The sequence below is a fragment of the Bacillus pretiosus genome, from assembly GCF_051294775.1.
Lineage (GTDB): Bacteria > Bacillota > Bacilli > Bacillales > Bacillaceae_G > Bacillus_A > Bacillus_A wiedmannii.
Map to the genome: position 1 here is coordinate 494,950 of NZ_JBPPHF010000004.1, position 18,209 is coordinate 513,158.

Consider the following 18,209-nt stretch of genomic DNA (forward strand, 5'->3'; position numbering starts at 1 on the left):
AAAAAACCACCTATTCTCTTTTTTTCACTATAAGTACAATAAAACAGTAAGATTGCTTCATGTAGAAATTTATATATGGTGGTGGAGAGAATGAAACGAAAGATGGTAGGGAAATGGTTTAGTTTTTTAAGTGCTCTTATTATTTTATTAGGAATTGCAATGCCGCAAGTGAAGGCAGAAGTAATGAACAGAGAAACATATAAAATGGATTGGAGTTATAGTAAGTCGAAACAGCGTGAAATAAAGACAGAAATAATTAAAACGGCTTCGGGTAGTATTGCGTATTGTTTAACGCCTGATTTGCGTTCTCCAAATGGAGATGATTTGCCTGAGATGGGGAAATCATCTGATGCCGTATATCGTGTTTTATTAAATGGATATCCTCAAAAAAGCCCATCTGAATTAGAGGTAGCGACAGTAGAAGAGGCGCATTATGCTACACAATTAGCGGTATGGATTGCAGCAAATGAATTAACGGAAGAAGATTTAGTTGCAAAAAATGAACGAGTACATAATCTTATGAAGCGTTTAGTAGAAGCTTCAAAAAAAGAAACTGGATCACAAGATATATTTTTTAAAGTTAATCCTGTAGATCCACAAACTGCTACACAAAAAGGTAATTATTTAGAAACAGGATTTTATGCAGTGCAAACAAATGCGGTTTCTGGCTCTTATACAATTCTTCCTGAAAATGCTCCTAAAGGGCTTCGAATTGTAAATGAAAATGGAGAAGAAAAAAGTACATTATCAATTAACGAAAAATTTAAAATATTAATCCCGAAAGATACGAGTAGTGGTAATTTTAAAATGAAAGTGAAGTCTACTTTAACAAATTTACAAGCAATAGCTTTTAAAGGATCAGAAAAAGTTCAAAATACAACGGTATTGTTACAAAGAAATAGTGAGAAAATCAGTACAGATTTAGTGGTAAATTGGGAATCAGTAGGCTCTTTAAAGATTATGAAATTAGGAGAAAAAAAGGAATTATTAAAAGGAGCGGTGTTTGAAGTTTCTAATGAAAACTTTAAACAAAATGTCACGACTAATGATAAGGGGATTGCGGAGCTAGGGAATCTTCCAATCGGTGTATATAGCGTCAAAGAAATTCAAGCGCCAGCTGGATATGTGTTAGACGGAAGTATTAAAAAAATTGAAGTGAAAACTGGTGAAACTGCTGTATTAGAGTTGAAAAATGAAAATATAAAAGGTGAACTAGAAATAACGAAAGTAAATATAGCGGATGGGAATACAAAATTACCAAATGCAGAGTTTACAATCTACAACGAACAAGGGAAAGAAGTAGTAAAAGGGAAAACGGATGAAAAAGGTGTAGCGAAATTTAAACTACCATACGGAAAGTACACGTATAAAGAAACGATAGCACCAAATGGATATGTAATAAATGAAGAGACGTTCTCATTTGAAATAAAAGAGAATGGCGAAATTATTAAACATATCGTTCAAGATAAGAAAGTAGAAGGTGGATTAGAAATAACGAAAGTAGATGTAGCGGATGGGAATACGAAGTTACCAAATGCAGAATTTACAATCTACAACGAACAAGGGAAAGAAGTAGTAAAAGGGAAAACGGATGAGCAAGGTATAGCAAAATTCAAACTACCATATGGAAAGTACACGTATAAAGAAACAATAGCGCCGAATGGATATGTAATAAATGAAGAGACATTCTCATTTGAAATAAAAGAGGATGGAGAAATTATTAAACATATCGTTCAAGATAAGAAAGTAGAAGGTGAATTAGAAATAACGAAAGTAGATGTAGCGGATGGGAATACGAAGTTACCAAATGCAGAATTTACAATCTACAACGAACAAGGGAAAGAAGTAGTAAAAGGGAAAACGGATGAGCAAGGTATAGCAAAATTCAAACTACCATATGGAAAGTACACGTATAAAGAAACAATAGTGCCGAATGGATATGTAATAAATGAAGAGACATTCTCATTTGAAATAAAAGAGGATGGAGAAATTATTAAACATATTGTGAAAAATAAGAAAGAAGAAAAGGCATCACTTCCTTCTAAGCCAAATAAGCCAACACCGAGTGGAGAAGTGAAACCTTCCGCTGATGTGAAGCCGATGCAACAACATAATACTCATAATGAAGTGCGTTTACCAGCTACTGGCGGCGTCGGCAATGAATTTACGGCTTTATTCGTTTTAGGAATTGGTTTTATTATTGCTGGTGCTTATGTGTTAAGGATGAAAAATAGAAAAGAAATGTAGAAAAAAACGCCTTGTAATAGAGGCGTTTTTTTAGTATCTTAACTTCCTCAACAAACTCTTAATTTCCTCATCTTGCATGAAGAGATCCAGATGCTTTTCTGTAATTTTTGCAAGTGCAACGTCGTGATAGAAAAATTCTGTAAAGAACTTTACGAAAGGTTGCGACATTGTTTTCATCGCTTGCCATGACTCTTGCTCTACACCAGCAAATAAAATTTCGCGGTCGTCAACGATGAGTAGCAAGTAGCGTTCTAATGCGTTAGGTTCTTCAGTTGGGATTAGAAAATGCATGTTTTCTAAGTCTGTTTCTACTTTTCCAACTATAAGGGACTCGAGTTTGACGCCTTGTTTTGCTTTTTCTTCTAGTGAAGGAAGGTATTCTGAAAGAGTGTCATTCCAAGCTGAAATGCGAATTGATTCTTTTGCACTTTCGATGAGTTCTTTACTTTGAACTCGAATAGAAGATTGCATTTTTAAGCTCCACACACGGTCATCTGTAAATGATTTTTTTGATATATTCGTTTCTAATTCTTTAATGTTTGATTGAAATTCTGTCGTTAATTTTTCAATTGCGAGCTTTAGTGGTAATGCTGTATACAATTTTTTCTTTTCTGAAACAGAATCCATTACCATTCCTTTATCAATCAGGCGTGCTAGCACTTCATATATTTTTGCTTTTGGAACACCAGAATGCTTCACAATTGTTGTAGCATCTAATGGTTCATTGCTTGATACGACAACTTCATAAGCTTGGCTTTCATATTGTGAGAAACCGAATTTTTGTAACATAGTTCCCTCCGAACGAATGAGATTATATTTTAAGGATAATGAACTATTTGTTTTTGCACAAGTGGTAGTAGGTTTTCTACTCAGATTGAGATGAGAATTAGTTTCAATTTTTTAATTTTATCCATTATACTTAATATAGTGATTAATATGATTATAATACAACGAGAAGGGGATGCTTGGGGGAAGATGTTAAGAAGTTTACGTTTAAAAATTGCGGTAGTATTTTCGGTACTTATTTCTATGATGTTCGTAATATTAGGTACAGCTATGTATCAATTACAGAAAGAGAAGGAAGTGCGCTCCTTAGACCAGTATTCTCAAAATACGATGGATCTTGTGACAGAGCAACTTACGACATTTATTCAAAGAACGGATGAAGATATGGGGTATTATGCGAACAGTGAGATGATTCGTAATATGCTTCAAGACGGAGTTACTCCAGAAGAAGAAGCATTTTTGACGAAAGAGTTTTCGGAGTATAAAAAGAATCATCCTGGCATTTTAGACTTATATATTGGTACGAAAGATAAAAAAACATTAAGTGCCAATCTTGCTGAAGGTGGACAAGTGCCAGAAGGATATGACCCAACGACAAGATCATGGTATAAAGACTCAGAAGCTGATGTGAAAAAGGTTCACTGGGGACAACCTATGTATGAAATTGCTACAGGTAAGCTAAGTGTGGGAGTTTCTAAAGCAATTACAGCTCAAGATGGATCTGTATTAGGTGTTGTTGCGATGGATGTATCACTTGGAACAATTCAGAAGTTACTTCATAATATTCAATACAATAACGGCGGAGAAATGTTTATTATAAATGATAAAAATATGGCTCTTGTTTACCCAGAGAAAATAGGGAAAGATGTTTCGAAAGAGCCACTTGTGAAGAGTTTAAATAAAGAGGTAACAAAATATGCTGTCACTACATTAAAAGGTGAAGATGTAGTTGTTTATAGTCAGTCATTTGATTTGATGAAATGGAAAATAGGAATTTTTTATCCGAAAGAAACGATTGATGGGCTGTTAAATAGTATGAGAAATACAATCCTTATAATGGCATGTATTAGCTTATTAGTTGGAATCGTGGCTTCATACTTGTTCTCAAGAAGATTAGCAAGACCATTGCAACTATTAACGAATCACGTTCAAAAAGTAGCAGAAGGTGATTTAACGTTGCAAATGAAAGTGACAAGTAAGGACGAAGTTGGAGAACTGACGAACCATTTTAATCATATGGTTGAGCAAATGAATGAAATGGTAAGTAAAATTAAAAATAGTGTATCAACAGTGCAACAATCAACGAATAATCTACATTATTTAACGAATGAAACTGTAGCAGCTAGTAGAGAAGTATCAGGTGCAATGGATGATGTGAGCGGAGGAGCGTCCACTCTTGCTAATAGTGTAGATGAAGTTTCAGAGCAACTCGAGAATATGGCGCAGTCAGTGGAACAAATGAATAATTCGGTTGGTGAAATAAAAAGTGTGGCTGGCAAAGCTGAAGAGGCATCTAAGCAAGGATTAAATACGATGCGTAATTTAGTTCGTACAAGGGGCCAATCATCTTCGATTGTTGTTCATACAGAGGAAGCATCCGGAAAGTTAGAGCAAAGAGTTGGATCGATTCAAAATGTTGTAGAGCTTATAAAAGGTATTTCGGATCAAACGAATTTACTTGCTTTAAATGCTTCGATTGAGGCGGCGCGTGCAGGGGAACAAGGTAAAGGCTTTGCTGTTGTTGCCGAAGAAGTTCGAAAGTTAGCGGAACAATCGAAAGAGGCGACAGGAGAAATCGCAACGATGATTGGCGATGTACAAGGAGAGGTAAAACGAGTTGTAGAGGTTATAAGTAAATTAAAAGATATTGCAGATATACAAAATAAAGTTACGACAGAGGCAGAAACGGAATTCCGCACAATTATGTCAGTTGTAAATACAATTAGTACTTCAGTCGAACAAATTGTAGAAGAGGTACATAACATCGGTTACGAGCAAGGAGAAATTACAACGGTAATGCATACAATTGCTAGTACAAGTCAAGAAAGCGCAGCTGTTTCGGAAGAAGTAAATGCTGCAACTGAATCTCAAGTGAGTCATCTAGAAAAGGTAGCTCATACGATGGAAAGTTTGACGGAGCATATGAGAGACTTAGAAAGATTGGTTGAGCAGTTTAAAATAGAGGAATAACAAATTAGTAAAATGATGAGTATTTCGGTAAAATAGACAATGGATATATAAGAAGCAATTATAGGAGGAAGACTACTATGGCAATTGTTGACGTATCGATTATTCCAGTAGGAACTGGTAATCCAAGTGTTAGTGAATATGTAGCAGAAGTACAAAAGGTGCTAGAGAAAAATGCAGATCGCGTGAAGTATCAATTAACACCAATGAATACAGTAATTGAAGGAGATCTTCCTGTCATTCTAGAAGTAATTCAACAAATGCATGAAGTTCCATATACGAAAGGTGCACAGCGCGTTGCAACAACAATTCGTATCGATGATCGTCGTGATAAAGTAAGCACGATGGAAAAGAAATTAAACTCTGTTCGATCAAAATTATAAGGAAAAGCAGCGATCTTCGCTGCTTTTTTCATATAGGAGGTAGATAAGATGAGTGAAAAGTTTAACGAACAATTTGACGGGTTACTAGAAAAATACACGGAACTATTACTTGGAGAGAGCAATGCAGAGAGAAAAGAACAGGTTCAGAAGTGGGCACTGTATTCTTACATAACGAAGACGATGCCGGCTTTAGTGAAGCATTGGAATGAGACATATCCTGATGCGAAAGAAGAGATGGTACAGTTAATTACAGATATTAAAAAGTTGAATGAAGAGAAGAGAAATGAGCAATAAAAAACTTGAGGTAAATATAATCTCAAGTTTTCTGTATTAATATCCTTATATAATTTACATGGAATATAAAGGGTTTTATAAGCATGTCGAATATTTTCGACATGCTTATTTTGTGCCTAGTAAAGTCGTTTTTTCTAAATGTCGAAAAATATTCCCTGCATATTTATAAGCGAGAATATAGGTTTTTAAATGTTTTTATAGTATTTTATAAATTATCTAAATAATTATTTGTATCCAATAATTTTAAACAATGATATAATTTTGAAGAGGGGTAAAAAACAGATAAATCACAGTCATAGGGGTGAATTACATGGAACAATTAATGCGAAATTCGTTTCTTTTCTTGTCAAAAAATAAAGCGCTAACAAAACTGGCTAAAAAGTACGGTTTACGCTTTGGTGCAGGTCGCTTTGTCGCAGGGGAGACAATTGAATTAGCGACAGCAGCTATTAAACAATTGAACAAGCAAGGACTTTGTGTAACAATCGATTATTTAGGGGAATTCGTTGATAATGAAGCGGAAGCAAATGAAATGGCTAACCAATCGATTGAAGCAATCCGTGCAATTGGAAGAGAAGGTCTTGATTCGCAGCTTTCTTTAAAAATGACTTCTATGGGATTAGATATCTCTGATGAAATCGTAATGAACAACATGCGCCGTATTTTAGAAGCTGCAAAAGAAAATGGTGTGTTTGTTACCATTGATATGGAAGACTATACACGCTGCGGAAAGACAATTGATATCTTTAAACAGTTAAAATCTGAGTACGATAATATTGGTACAGTTATTCAAGCTTACTTATATCGTACAGAAAAAGATATGGAAGAATTAAATGCTTATAGTCCTAATTTACGTCTTGTAAAAGGAGCTTATAAAGAACCTGAAGAGGTAGCGTTCCCGGAGAAGAAAGATGTAGATGATAACTATAAAAAAATTATTAAAATGCACTTATTAAATGGAAATTATACTGCGATTGCTTCACATGACGAAGCGATTATTGAATATACGAAAAAACTTGCCGAAGAACACAACATTCCAAGAGACCAATTTGAATTCCAGATGTTATATGGTATTCGTAATGAGCGTCAACTTGAGCTAGTAAAAGAAGGTTACAAAATGCGTGTTTATGTGCCTTATGGAAACGACTGGTATGGCTACTTCATGCGTCGTCTAGCAGAGCGTCCAGCAAACGTTGCGTTCGTGTTAAAAGGTATGGTTAAAAAATAACCAAGGAGAAAATACTCCTTGGTTATTTTAATTGCTGAAATGCGTAATGTGCCATTTTCTTCGTATCAGGATATAGCTGCGTGCGAGTAGAAGATAAAACAACATTAATGACGCGTTTACCGTCTTTTTCATCCACTGTTACGACCGTATATTTTCCGAGTGCTGATAGACCGCTTTTACTTCCAATTGCATATGGATCGTCATATAGTTCTTCTCGTCCATAGTTTGCGATGTTTGGAGAGCGTTCTGAAGTATGTAGAGTTGTACGTGTTGAATTCATATATTCTAAAACAACTGGGTACTTTAATGCTTCTTTCGTAATCATAGCAATGTCATATGGCGATACTTTATTTCCAAGTGCATCAGCGCCACTTGCGTTTTTGAAAGTCGCATGCTTTGTACCAAGTTCCTTCGCTCTTGCATTCATCATTTTTACAAATTCATTTTTTGATCCTGCGATATGTTCTGCGATGGATTCAGCTATCGGGTCTGCACTAATGATAAGCATAAGCTTTAGTGCCTCATCCCGCTTTAACTTTTCCCCGGCACGAAGTTTAATTTTCTTACTTTGACTTTCTGTTTTAATTGCGTTCTCTGTAACTGTAATTTCTTCATTTTCTTTTACATTCTCTAGTAAGAGTAAGGTAGTCATCATTTTCCCTATACTAGCCGGATAAGAGCGTTCATCTTCCCGTTTCCCATACAAAATTTCACCTGTGTCTGCATCGATTGTAATGCCATATTGCCCAGTAATGTTAGGTTGATCCGCTCTTACAGCTTGTTGCCTTTGTGCATAAGAGAAGAAAATCATCCCTGTAAATAGTGTAGCAATCATTACAATCATAACTATTGTTCGTTTCATCATCGTTCCCTCTTTTGTTTTCCATATGTACAAATAAATTGGGCAGAAAAAGCAGCCATTACCCATTATGCCACGTTTTCTGCCCAAAAATATACCGTTATTTTTCGCCCATATTATGCTTCTTATATTGTTGGTTATTACCTTGACGACCCTTTTCCACACCGTGATTATGAGGACCTGCATTTCCAGTTACGCTTGCTGCGCTAATTCCAGCCTTTGAAGGGTTCTTCTTAAGTTTTGCCATATATATTCCTCCAGTTTCGTCAGATTATAAAAAGGAAAAGTGCATTTTAATGAAGAAAATACACATGTATAGCATAGCCAAATGAAAGAAATATATTTATTTCAGAAAATTTTATCAATAAATATATTGCGAAAATTCAAACTGTATCATATATTTATTAGTAGAGGCTCACTCATTGATTGCGACTTATGTCGAAAAATTGAATGAGCATTCATTCAAGAATAGGGGGAGAAATGGATGTTCCAAATTAAAAAGGCTGCTGTTCTAGGTTCAGGCGTAATGGGTTCAGGAATTGCGGCACACTTAGCTAATATTGGTATTCCGACATTATTGCTTGATATTGTACCACCTGCGCTAACAAAAGAAGAGGAAGCGAAGGGACTTACATTAGAACATAAAAGTGTGAGAAATCGTTTTAGTAATACGGCTGTGCAAAAACTATTAAAGCAAAAACCAGCTCCTCTGACAGTGAAAGGAAATCTAGCACTGATTGAAGCAGGTAACTTAGAAGATGATCTTGAGCGTCTAGCTGATGTAGATTGGATTATTGAAGTAGTAGTTGAAAACTTAGATATTAAAAAGAAACTATTTGAAAAAGTAGATGCTGTTCGTAAACCGGGTTCTATTGTAAGCTCGAATACGTCAGGCATTTCAGTAGAAAAAATGGCAGAAGGTCGTTCAGACGACTTCCAGAAGCACTTCTTAGGCACACACTTTTTTAACCCACCACGATATTTAAAACTTCTAGAGGTAATACCGACGAAAGAAACAGATCCACAAGTATTAAGCTTCATGAAACTATTTGGCGAAGATGTTCTTGGAAAAGGCGTTGTTATCGCAAAAGACACACCAAACTTTATTGGAAACCGCATCGGTACGTATGGTTTATTAGTAACTCTTCAAGAGATGATAAAACGCGGCTATAGCATTGGGGAAGTTGATTCTGTAACAGGCCCACTTATTGGTCGTCCGAAGAGTGCAACGTTCCGTACATTAGATGTTGTCGGTTTAGATACATTCGTACACGTTGCAAATAACGTATATGAAAACGTACAAGAAGAAGAGCGTGATGTATTTAAAGTACCAGCTTTCATGCATGACATGCTTGATAAAAAATGGCTTGGAAGCAAAACAGGTCAAGGCTTCTTCTTAAAACAAGGAAAAGAAATTTTAGAACTAAATCCTGAAACGATGGAATACGAAGCCCGCAAAAAATTAAAAGCGGCATCTATCGAGTTAAGTAAACAAGAAAAAGGTTTATCGAATAAATTGAAAGCGCTTGTATACGCGAAAGACCGCGCAGGAGAGTTGTTATGGAACATCATCACACCAACTCTTTTATACTCTGCAAAACTTCATAAAGAAATTGCTGACGATATCGTTGCAATTGACCAAGCGATGAAGTGGGGCTTCGGCTGGGAGCAAGGACCGTTTGAAGTTTGGGATGCAATCGGCGTTGAAAAGTCCGTTCAAAAGATGGAAGAAAACGGCGTAGTTGTTCCGACTTGGGTGAAAGAAATGTTAGAGAAAGGTTTCACTACTTTCTACAAACATGATAACGGAGATAGCTACTATTATGATAATGGCGAATATAAGCTAATCGAACGTAATAAAAAGGCAATTTCTCTTAAGCAATTAAAAGCGAAAAATGGCGTATTAAAGAAAAATAGCGGAGCAAGCTTAATTGATTTAGGTGACGGCATCCTTTGCTTAGAATTCCATTCGAAGAGCAATGCAATCGGTATGGATATTACGCAAATGATTAACTACGCTGTTGATGAAGTAGAAAAGAATTATAAAGGTCTTGTTATCGGTAACCAATCGAAGAACTTCTGCGTTGGTGCGAACTTAGCAATGATTTTAATGGAAGCGCAAGATGACAACTACTTTGAAATTGAGTTGGTTGTGAAGAATTTCCAAGATGCAATGACGAAAATTAAATACTCTTCTAAGCCAGTTGTAGCAGCACCATATGGTATGACGCTTGGTGGAGGTACAGAAGTTTGCTTACCAGCAGCGAGCATTCAAGCTTCTAGTGAAACGTATATGGGCTTAGTAGAAGTTGGTGTGGGCTTAATCCCTGGCGGAGGCGGTAATAAAGAGCTATACATTAAACACTTAAATAAAATGCCAAACGGTGTAGAGTTTGATCTGCAAAAAGTTGCGAATAAAGTATTCGAATCTGTAGCGATGGCGAAAGTTTCTACATCAGCACAAGAAGCTGTATCGAACAACTTCTTAGGCGATAAAGACGGTATTAGTGTGAATGGTGATCACTTACTATATGATGCGAAACAAAAAGCACTTTCTTTATATGAAGCTGGCTATAAAGCGCCGATTCGTAAAAAGATACCAGTTGTTGGTGAAACAGGATATGCAACTCTTGTACTTGGTGCAGAAGCAATGCACTTATCAGGTTACATTTCTGAACATGATCTTCACATTGCGAAGAAACTTGCATATGTCATCGCGGGCGGAAAAGTGCCGTACGGAACAGAAGTTGATGAGCAGTATTTATTAGATGTAGAACGTGAAGTATTTATTAGCTTAGTAAGTGAGATGAAATCACAAGCAAGAATGCAGCACATGCTTGTAAAAGGAAAGCCATTACGTAACTAATAACGAGGGGAGATATCGTTCATGAGAGAAGCTGTCATTGTTGCGGGAGCAAGAACACCAATTGGAAAAGCAAAGAGGGGTTCATTAAAAACAGTTCGTCCTGACGATCTAGGGGCGTTAGTAGTAAAGGAAACATTAAAGCGTGCGAATTATGAAGGACCAATCGATGATTTAATTTTCGGTTGTGCGATGCCAGAAGCAGAGCAAGGGTTAAATATGGCTCGTAATATCGGCGGACTAGCAGGACTTTCTTACGATGTTCCAGCTATTACAATTAACCGTTACTGTTCTTCAGGGTTACAAAGTATTGCTTACGGAGCGGAGCGTATTATGCTTGGTCACTCGGAAGCTGTATTATCAGGCGGAGCGGAATCAATGAGTTTAGTTCCGATGATGGGACACGTTGTTCGTCCAAATAGTCGCCTTGTTGAAGCAGCTCCAGAATATTATATGGGTATGGGACATACAGCAGAGCAAGTTGCTGTGAAATATGGAATTTCTCGTGAAGAACAAGATGCATTTGCAGTAAGAAGTCATCAACGTGCTGCGAAAGCATTAGCTGCAGGGAACTTTGCTGATGAAACAGTATCTGTAGATGTAACGTTACGTACTGTTGGATCAAACAATAAACTGCAAGAAGAAACAATCATTTTCGCACAAGACGAAGGTGTAAGAGCAGAAACGTCGCTAGACATTTTAGGTAAATTACGTCCAGCATTTAACGTTCGCGGTTCTGTAACAGCTGGTAACTCTTCACAAATGAGTGACGGTGCAGCATCTGTACTATTAATGGATCGTGAAAAAGCAGTGAGTGATGGTATGAAACCACTTGCGAAATTCCGTTCATTTGCAGTAGCTGGTGTACCACCAGAAGTAATGGGAATTGGCCCAATCGCTGCAATTCCAAAGGCGTTAAAATTAGCTGGTTTAGAGCTATCTGATATTGGCCTATTCGAACTAAATGAAGCATTCGCTTCTCAATCGATCCAAGTTATTCGTGAACTTGGTTTAGATGAAGAAAAAGTAAACGTAAACGGTGGTGCAATAGCACTTGGACATCCACTTGGCTGTACAGGAGCAAAACTAACACTATCTCTTATTCACGAAATGAAACGCCGCAACCAACAATTCGGTATCGTAACAATGTGTATCGGCGGCGGAATGGGAGCAGCAGGAGTGTTTGAATTACTATAAAAAAGTGGAAGTGGCTTGCTCAGAATGAGACGCTGCCAATGCAAAGAATGGAAGCAACAACGGTTTATAAAAAATAAAATTGAGAGCCAGCTTCTTTCAAAAAGAAAGAAGCTGCTTATGAAAATATGAAGGAGGAAATTTTCATGGAAAAAACAGTAGGAAATGCGGTTAAAGGCGGTAGCTTTTTAGTTGATGAGATTACGATTGATCAAGTGTTTACGCCAGAGGATTTTTCATCTGAGCATAAAATGATTGCAAAAACGACAGAGGACTTTATCGTAAATGAAGTTCTTCCAGAGCTTGAATATTTAGAGCAACACGAGTTTGATCGTTCTGTTCGTCTTTTAAAAGAAGCTGGGGAACTTGGTTTATTAGGCGCTGACGTACCAGAAGAGTACGGCGGAATTGGCCTTGATAAAGTAAGCTCAGCGTTAATCGCAGAGAAATTCTCGCGCGCTGGTGGTTTTGCAATTACTCACGGTGCTCACGTAGGTATCGGATCATTACCAATCGTGTTATTCGGTAATGAAGAGCAAAAGAAAAAGTATTTACCATTACTTGCAACTGGTGAAAAGTTAGCGGCATACGCATTAACAGAGCCAGGTTCAGGGTCTGATGCATTAGGTGCGAAAACAACTGCACGTTTAAATGCAGAAGGTACACATTACGTATTAAATGGTGAAAAACAATGGATTACAAACTCTGCATTCGCTGACGTATTTATCGTATATGCAAAAATTGATGGAGAGCACTTCTCAGCATTTATCGTAGAGAAAGAATATGCTGGCGTATCTACAAGCCCAGAAGAAAAGAAAATGGGTATTAAATGTTCTTCAACTCGTACGTTAATTTTAGAAGATGCATTAGTACCGAAAGAAAACTTACTTGGTGAAATCGGTAAAGGTCATATTATCGCGTTCAACATTTTAAATATCGGCCGTTATAAATTAGGTGTTGGTACAGTTGGATCTGCGAAACGTGCAGTAGAAATTTCAGCACAATATGCAAACCAACGTCAACAGTTCAAACAACCAATCGCTCGCTTCCCATTAATTCAAGAGAAACTTGCGAATATGGCAGCGAAAACATATGCAGCTGAAAGCTCTGTATACCGTACAGTAGGTTTATTCGAAAGCCGCATGAGCACATTATCTGAAGAGGAAGTAAAGGACGGTAAAGCAGTAGCAGCTTCTATCGCTGAATATGCAATCGAGTGTTCTTTAAATAAAGTATTCGGTTCTGAAGTACTAGATTATACAGTTGATGAAGGTGTTCAAATTCACGGTGGTTACGGATTTATGGCAGAGTATGAGATTGAAAGAATGTACCGCGATTCTCGTATTAACCGTATTTTCGAAGGAACGAACGAAATTAACCGCCTAATCGTACCAGGTACGTTCTTACGTAAAGCGATGAAAGGTGAATTACCACTTCTTCAAAAAGCACAAAAATTACAAGAAGAGTTAATGATGATGATGCCAGAAGAAGTAGGCGATGAGCCATTAGCACTTCAAAAATATTTAGTAACTAACGCGAAGAAAATCGGCTTAATGGTAGCTGGATTAGCTGCTCAAAAATACGGTAAAGCATTAGATAAAGAGCAAGAAATTCTTGTGAATATCGCTGACATCGTAAGCAACCTATACGCAATGGAGTCAGCTGTTCTTCGTACAGAAAAGGCAATTAAAACAACTGGTCTTGAAAAGAATAAACAAAAAGTGTTATACACTGAAGTATTCTGCCAAGAAGCGTTCAACGAAATCGAAGCAGATGCGAAAGAAACACTTATCGCAGTTGAAAACGGCGACATGCTGCGCATGATGTTATCATCATTACGTAAATTAACTCGCCACACACCACTTAACGTAATTCCGAAGAAACGTGAAATCGCTGCGAAAATTTTAGAAGATGAGCGTTACACAGTTTAATAGCTGTAAAGAAAAGTAGTCGTATAAACGGCTACTTTTCTTTTTTTTTTGCAACAATGAAAATTTTAGTGACAAAAAACTAATACCATTAGTATAATGAAACTAATGGTATTAGTTTTCGTGAAAAGGGAGCTGGAAATATGAGAGTGATACATGAAAAAACGGTATATCAATTGTCATTTTTGCCAAGAGTGTTTCCTGTGAATTGTTACTTTGTCGAGGAAGAAGATGGTTTAACTTTAATTGATGCGGCTTTGCCATATAGCGCAAAAGGTATTTTACAGGCGGCTGAAAAAATAGGGCAACCAATTACGAATATTGTATTAACACATGCGCATGATGATCACATCGGTGCACTAGACGCATTAAAGGAAGTACTTCCTAATGTTCCAGTCTATATTTCTAAACGGGACGCAAAGCTTTTAGAAGGAGATACGACGTTACAAAAGGATGAACCGAATATACCGATAAAAGGCGGTGTACCTAAAAAGGTAAAAACGGTACCTGATGTTTTATTGGAAGATGGCGACCGAGTTGGATCGCTTCTTGCGATTATGACGCCGGGACATACGCCAGGCTCCATGTCGCTTCTTGATGTACGAAATAAAGCTCTTATTGTCGGGGATGCCTTCCAAACAAGAGGAGGTATGGCTGTTTCGGGACAAATGAAATTTTGGTTTCCGTTTCCTGCGATGGCAACGTGGAGCAAAGAAATATCATTACAAAGTGCAGAGAAGCTAAGCGAATATGAGCCTTCCTTACTTGCGGCAGGACATGGGAAAATGATAAAGAATCCAGGTACTGTCATAAAAAGTGCTATTAAGGAAGCTAAGCGGAATATAGAAAGTAGAAAAGAGGGTTAATTTATGTCGCCGAGAATCGGACTTACATTACAGAAAATTGTAGAAACAGCAGCAGAAATTGCAGATACAAATGGAATACAAGAAGTAACGTTAGCTTCATTAGCGCAAACATTAGGGGTACGTTCCCCCTCGCTATACAATCATGTGAAAGGTTTACAAGATGTACGGAAAAATCTTGGCATTTACGGAATCAAACAGCTGTATAACAGACTGGAAGAAGCGGCCGAGGGTAAACGAATGGATGAAGCAATTCATGCTTTGGGAGAAGCGTATGTAGCATTCGTACGCAAACATCCTGGACTGTATGAAGCAACTTTTTTACGAGATGAAGAAGTAAGAAAAGCAGGTGACGGAATTGTAAAGCTTTGTCTTCATGTTTTACAACAATACGGCTTAGAAGGAGAGAATGCACTTCATGCGACGCGTGGATTCAGAAGTATTTGTCACGGGTTTGCGTCGATTGAACAGCAAGGGGGATTTGGTCTACCGTTAGATTTGGATATAAGTTTACATGTATTATTGGAAACGTTTATTAAAGGATTACATGTAATAAAAGATTGAATAAGAAGAGAGACAGTCAGCAACCTTAGGAGAAATTCTAAGGTTTTTTAGTGTATATGATTTCAAAAGAACAGAATACTAAAGGAGAATGTATGAAGAAAGGTAGGAGTATTCTATGCAAAATTTAACAGAGCTTGAAGTAGAAAACTTACGCCATTTAATTGGTGGACATGCAACAATTATTAATAAGTTAGACCAGTACGCACAGGCTTGTACAGATCCACAACTGAAACAAATGTTACAAAAGGATGCGCAAGATGCACGAAATACGAAACAGCAATTGATGACTTTTCTAGGATAGGAGGAAGCGACAGATGAATGAAAAAGATATGGTAAATGATTATTTAGCAGGATTAAATGCAAGTTTAACAAGTTATGCAAATTATATTGCTCAGTCTGATAATGAACAGTTACATCAAACGTTAATCCAAATTCGTAATCAAGATGAGATGCGTCAACGTAATATGTATGAGTACGCAAAGCAAAAGAGTTATTATAAGCCAGCTGCACCTGCTAACCCAATGATTGTACAGCAGTTAAAAGGTCAATTAAGTGCGGAATAATGGGATGAAAAAACGAGCGAATGAAGTCGCTCGTTTTTTTATTTTTGGCATGTCAATAAATATATAATAAATATTTTTTCAGTTGTAACAAATATAACAAAAATGGAATATAACAATTCACAAAAAGGACAAAAGTTTGCTCAATATTTCACAAAGTATCCATGGTTTCTATCGTGGGAATCTATATAATTAGGGGTGTAAAGAGCAAAAGAGATAGATTATATGATCAATTAGGAGAGATTGCCATGAAACGAAATACAAGAAAAATTGCAATTATCGGTACTGGATTAGTTGGATCAAGTTGTGCATATTCCATTGTAAATCAAGGCATTTGCGAAGAACTATTATTAATTGATATAAATCATGAACGTGCAGTTGGGGAAGCAATGGATTTATCACACTGCATTAACTTTACAAATACAAGAACAAAAGTATATGCAGGAAGCTATGAAGACTGCAAAGATATGGACATCGTTATTATTACAGCAGGACCAGCACCAAAACCTGGACAAAGTCGCTTAGACACTTTAGGAGCGAGTGCAAAGATTATGGAAAGCGTTGTTGGTGGCGTAATGGAAAGTGGATTTGATGGTATTTTCTTAATCGCATCGAACCCAGTTGATATTATTACATATGAAGTGTGGAAATTATCTGGATTACCTAGAAATCGTGTGATCGGTACTGGTACATCACTAGATTCTTCTCGCTTAAGAACAATTTTATCTGAAATGTTACATGTAGATCCTCGTAGTATTCATGGGTATTCTCTAGGAGAACATGGTGATTCTCAAATGGTTGCTTGGTCTCACGTAACTGTTTGAGGAAAACCAATTCTACAAATTTTAGAAGAGAAAAAAGAACAATTTGGTGAAATAGATTTAGATGAAATTGTTGAGAAGACTGCAAAAGCTGGATGGGAAATTTATAAACGAAAAGGTACTACTTATTACGGAATCGGAAACTCTTTAGCGTATATTGCGAGTTCAATCTTTAACGATGATTACCGTGTCATTGCTGTATCAGCTATTTTAGATGGGGAGTACGGTGAGTATGATATTTGTACAGGAGTGCCAGCTATTATTACTAGAGATGGTATAAAAGAAATTGTAGAACTAAACTTAACAGAGGATGAAGAATCTCGATTCGCAAAATCAAACGATATTTTACGTGATTATATGAAAACAATTGGTTACTAACTTATAGGAGAAGGTGAAACAAATGAAGGAATATATAATGTCTCGTGTATTTAAAGCATCTGCTGGAATCGCACAAGGTATTTTCGTATCCCTTGGAATTGGTTTACTAATCGAAAATATAGGAAGAATTGTTGATATTCCATTGCTTATTACAATCGGAGTTGTTGCAAAATCGCTTATGGCACCGGCCATTGGTGCCGGAATTGCCTTTATGCTTGGTGCAAATGGTCTTGTAATCTTCTCGGCTATGGTAGCTGGAGCGATTGGTGCTGGATCCATTTCAATTACTGAAGCAGGTCTAATTATTAAAACAGGTGAGCCAATCGGTGCATTATTAACAGCGACTTTAGCTGTATATATTGGTAAACGTTTAAGTGGAAAAACTGCGTTAGATATGATGCTCGTTCCATTTGCGGCAATATTAGGTTCTGGTTTAGTTGGTATTTGGTTATCTCATAATATTACTCCTGTTTTAAATACAATTGGAGCATTCATTAAAGATAGCTCAGCTGGTAGCCCGTTCATCGCTTCTATTGTTATTGCAGTCGTTTGGGGACTATTACTTATCTCTCCAGCTTCATCAGCTGCGTTAGCGATCGCACTTAGCTTAGACGGTGTTGCAGGTGGTGCTGCTCTTGCAGGCTGCGTTGCTCAGTTTATCGGATTCTCTGTAATCTCAGCGAAAGAAAATAATTTAGGCGGCATATTAGCTCAAGCGCTTTGTACTCCGAAAGTACAGTTGCCAAATATCACTAAAAATCCAATGATTCTCGTCCCAACTGTCGTCGCCAGTGCTATAGTTGGTCCAGTATCCGCATTAATTTTCCAACTAGAAGCAGGAAAAGAAATTGCAGGTCTTGGATTAAGTTCTCTTATCGCACCAATTAATTTAATTTCTAGCGAAGGATGGGAAGTTGTCCCAGCGATGGTAATCACTTATATCATCATTCCAGTAGCTGTTTCTTATATACTTTACATTGCTCTTAAAAAAGCAGGTCGTATTCACTCTGGTGATATGACTGTACCGCAATCTTAAATTGAAAATCTCCTTTTA

16 protein-coding genes and 1 pseudogene are annotated in these 18,209 nt (G+C 37.0%); 14 read left to right on the top strand and 3 right to left on the bottom strand.

Going from position 1 to position 18,209, the window contains the following annotated elements; genetic code table 11:
- Nucleotides 1–90 precede the first annotated feature (90 nt).
- The gene (locus ACSG5Z_RS22590; RefSeq protein ID WP_435712164.1) at nucleotides 91–2,247 is read left to right on the top strand and encodes a SpaA isopeptide-forming pilin-related protein; all 2,157 of its coding nucleotides are present in this window, start codon (nucleotides 91–93) and stop codon (nucleotides 2,245–2,247) included.
- A 30-nt stretch (nucleotides 2,248–2,277) separates the two neighbouring features.
- Here the strand turns inward: ACSG5Z_RS22590 and ACSG5Z_RS22595 are convergent, their stop codons facing one another.
- Nucleotides 2,278–3,036 carry a TrmB family transcriptional regulator gene (locus tag ACSG5Z_RS22595; protein WP_087986003.1) on the bottom strand — a complete coding sequence of 253 codons (759 nt, stop codon included), beginning with the start codon at nucleotides 3,034–3,036 and terminating at the stop codon, nucleotides 2,278–2,280.
- 186 nt (nucleotides 3,037–3,222) lie between these two features.
- Between ACSG5Z_RS22595 and ACSG5Z_RS22600 the strand changes: the two genes are divergently transcribed.
- The 4 genes from ACSG5Z_RS22600 to ACSG5Z_RS22615 all read left to right on the top strand — a co-directional run bounded on the left by ACSG5Z_RS22600 (nucleotide 3,223) and on the right by ACSG5Z_RS22615 (nucleotide 7,125).
- A complete protein-coding gene (locus tag ACSG5Z_RS22600) occupies nucleotides 3,223–5,223 on the top strand; it encodes a methyl-accepting chemotaxis protein (RefSeq protein WP_435712166.1) in 2,001 nt (666 codons plus the stop codon).
- Nucleotides 5,224–5,300: 77 nt separating this feature from the next.
- Nucleotides 5,301–5,603 (top strand): MTH1187 family thiamine-binding protein, encoded by a 303-nt coding sequence (locus ACSG5Z_RS22605; protein WP_001018862.1) that lies wholly within the window; start codon nucleotides 5,301–5,303, stop codon nucleotides 5,601–5,603.
- Between the two features lie 48 nt (nucleotides 5,604–5,651).
- The gene (locus ACSG5Z_RS22610; RefSeq protein WP_435712169.1) at nucleotides 5,652–5,897 is read left to right on the top strand and encodes a YusU family protein; all 246 of its coding nucleotides are present in this window, start codon (nucleotides 5,652–5,654) and stop codon (nucleotides 5,895–5,897) included.
- A gap of 310 nt (nucleotides 5,898–6,207) precedes the next feature.
- A complete protein-coding gene (locus ACSG5Z_RS22615) occupies nucleotides 6,208–7,125 on the top strand; it encodes a proline dehydrogenase family protein (protein WP_046955846.1) in 918 nt (305 codons plus the stop codon).
- A 22-nt stretch (nucleotides 7,126–7,147) separates the two neighbouring features.
- On the opposite strand, the gene ACSG5Z_RS22620 is transcribed toward ACSG5Z_RS22615, so the two are convergent.
- Together ACSG5Z_RS22620 and ACSG5Z_RS22625 are read right to left on the bottom strand one after the other, a co-directional pair.
- Nucleotides 7,148–7,987: a D-alanyl-D-alanine carboxypeptidase family protein gene (locus ACSG5Z_RS22620; protein WP_000831460.1), complete on the bottom strand. Its 840-nt coding sequence runs from the start codon at nucleotides 7,985–7,987 to the stop codon at nucleotides 7,148–7,150.
- A gap of 97 nt (nucleotides 7,988–8,084) precedes the next feature.
- Nucleotides 8,085–8,231, bottom strand: a complete 147-nt coding sequence (locus ACSG5Z_RS22625; protein WP_001096344.1) for a YuzL family protein — start codon at nucleotides 8,229–8,231, stop codon at nucleotides 8,085–8,087.
- A 237-nt stretch (nucleotides 8,232–8,468) separates the two neighbouring features.
- On the opposite strand from ACSG5Z_RS22625, the gene ACSG5Z_RS22630 reads away from it, so the two are divergent.
- The 9 genes and pseudogenes from ACSG5Z_RS22630 to ACSG5Z_RS22670 all read left to right on the top strand — a co-directional run bounded on the left by ACSG5Z_RS22630 (nucleotide 8,469) and on the right by ACSG5Z_RS22670 (nucleotide 18,191).
- The gene (locus ACSG5Z_RS22630; protein WP_435712172.1) at nucleotides 8,469–10,850 is read left to right on the top strand and encodes a 3-hydroxyacyl-CoA dehydrogenase/enoyl-CoA hydratase family protein; all 2,382 of its coding nucleotides are present in this window, start codon (nucleotides 8,469–8,471) and stop codon (nucleotides 10,848–10,850) included.
- 21 nt (nucleotides 10,851–10,871) lie between these two features.
- Nucleotides 10,872–12,044, top strand: coding sequence for an acetyl-CoA C-acetyltransferase (locus ACSG5Z_RS22635; protein WP_001206340.1), 1,173 nt, complete (start codon nucleotides 10,872–10,874; stop codon nucleotides 12,042–12,044).
- Nucleotides 12,045–12,187: 143 nt separating this feature from the next.
- Nucleotides 12,188–13,972 (top strand): acyl-CoA dehydrogenase FadE, encoded by a 1,785-nt coding sequence (locus ACSG5Z_RS22640; protein ID WP_000416287.1) that lies wholly within the window; start codon nucleotides 12,188–12,190, stop codon nucleotides 13,970–13,972.
- Nucleotides 13,973–14,112: 140 nt separating this feature from the next.
- On the top strand, nucleotides 14,113–14,835 hold the full coding sequence (locus ACSG5Z_RS22645) for an MBL fold metallo-hydrolase (protein WP_435712174.1): 723 nt from the start codon (nucleotides 14,113–14,115) through the stop codon (nucleotides 14,833–14,835).
- Nucleotides 14,836–14,838: 3 nt separating this feature from the next.
- Nucleotides 14,839–15,396 carry a TetR/AcrR family transcriptional regulator gene (locus ACSG5Z_RS22650; RefSeq protein ID WP_087986011.1) on the top strand — a complete coding sequence of 186 codons (558 nt, stop codon included), beginning with the start codon at nucleotides 14,839–14,841 and terminating at the stop codon, nucleotides 15,394–15,396.
- Nucleotides 15,397–15,511: 115 nt separating this feature from the next.
- Nucleotides 15,512–15,697, top strand: a complete 186-nt coding sequence (locus ACSG5Z_RS22655; RefSeq protein ID WP_001180550.1) for a hypothetical protein — start codon at nucleotides 15,512–15,514, stop codon at nucleotides 15,695–15,697.
- 13 nt (nucleotides 15,698–15,710) lie between these two features.
- Entirely contained in the window at nucleotides 15,711–15,959 is a 249-nt protein-coding gene (locus ACSG5Z_RS22660; protein WP_001002985.1) for a spore coat protein, read from the top strand.
- Nucleotides 15,960–16,204: 245 nt separating this feature from the next.
- Nucleotides 16,205–17,155: pseudogene (locus ACSG5Z_RS22665) on the top strand (L-lactate dehydrogenase).
- Nucleotides 17,156–17,177: 22 nt separating this feature from the next.
- Nucleotides 17,178–18,191 carry a PTS sugar transporter subunit IIC gene (locus tag ACSG5Z_RS22670; RefSeq protein WP_000666174.1) on the top strand — a complete coding sequence of 338 codons (1,014 nt, stop codon included), beginning with the start codon at nucleotides 17,178–17,180 and terminating at the stop codon, nucleotides 18,189–18,191.
- Nucleotides 18,192–18,209 lie beyond the last annotated feature (18 nt).

Excerpts from the sequence above, each read along its gene's own strand:
- ACSG5Z_RS22590 (WP_435712164.1), top strand. The coding sequence starts at position 91 with ATGAAACGAAAGATGGTAGGGAAATGGTTTAGTTTTTTAAGTGCTCTT.
- ACSG5Z_RS22595 (WP_087986003.1), bottom strand. The coding sequence starts at position 3,036 with ATGTTACAAAAATTCGGTTTCTCACAATATGAAAGCCAAGCTTATGAA.
- ACSG5Z_RS22600 (WP_435712166.1), top strand. The coding sequence starts at position 3,223 with ATGTTAAGAAGTTTACGTTTAAAAATTGCGGTAGTATTTTCGGTACTT.
- ACSG5Z_RS22605 (WP_001018862.1), top strand. The coding sequence starts at position 5,301 with ATGGCAATTGTTGACGTATCGATTATTCCAGTAGGAACTGGTAATCCA.
- ACSG5Z_RS22610 (WP_435712169.1), top strand. The coding sequence starts at position 5,652 with ATGAGTGAAAAGTTTAACGAACAATTTGACGGGTTACTAGAAAAATAC.
- ACSG5Z_RS22615 (WP_046955846.1), top strand. The coding sequence starts at position 6,208 with ATGGAACAATTAATGCGAAATTCGTTTCTTTTCTTGTCAAAAAATAAA.
- ACSG5Z_RS22620 (WP_000831460.1), bottom strand. The coding sequence starts at position 7,987 with ATGAAACGAACAATAGTTATGATTGTAATGATTGCTACACTATTTACA.
- ACSG5Z_RS22625 (WP_001096344.1), bottom strand. The coding sequence starts at position 8,231 with ATGGCAAAACTTAAGAAGAACCCTTCAAAGGCTGGAATTAGCGCAGCA.
- ACSG5Z_RS22630 (WP_435712172.1), top strand. The coding sequence starts at position 8,469 with ATGTTCCAAATTAAAAAGGCTGCTGTTCTAGGTTCAGGCGTAATGGGT.
- ACSG5Z_RS22635 (WP_001206340.1), top strand. The coding sequence starts at position 10,872 with ATGAGAGAAGCTGTCATTGTTGCGGGAGCAAGAACACCAATTGGAAAA.
- ACSG5Z_RS22640 (WP_000416287.1), top strand. The coding sequence starts at position 12,188 with ATGGAAAAAACAGTAGGAAATGCGGTTAAAGGCGGTAGCTTTTTAGTT.
- ACSG5Z_RS22645 (WP_435712174.1), top strand. The coding sequence starts at position 14,113 with ATGAGAGTGATACATGAAAAAACGGTATATCAATTGTCATTTTTGCCA.
- ACSG5Z_RS22650 (WP_087986011.1), top strand. The coding sequence starts at position 14,839 with ATGTCGCCGAGAATCGGACTTACATTACAGAAAATTGTAGAAACAGCA.
- ACSG5Z_RS22655 (WP_001180550.1), top strand. The coding sequence starts at position 15,512 with ATGCAAAATTTAACAGAGCTTGAAGTAGAAAACTTACGCCATTTAATT.
- ACSG5Z_RS22660 (WP_001002985.1), top strand. The coding sequence starts at position 15,711 with ATGAATGAAAAAGATATGGTAAATGATTATTTAGCAGGATTAAATGCA.
- ACSG5Z_RS22670 (WP_000666174.1), top strand. The coding sequence starts at position 17,178 with ATGAAGGAATATATAATGTCTCGTGTATTTAAAGCATCTGCTGGAATC.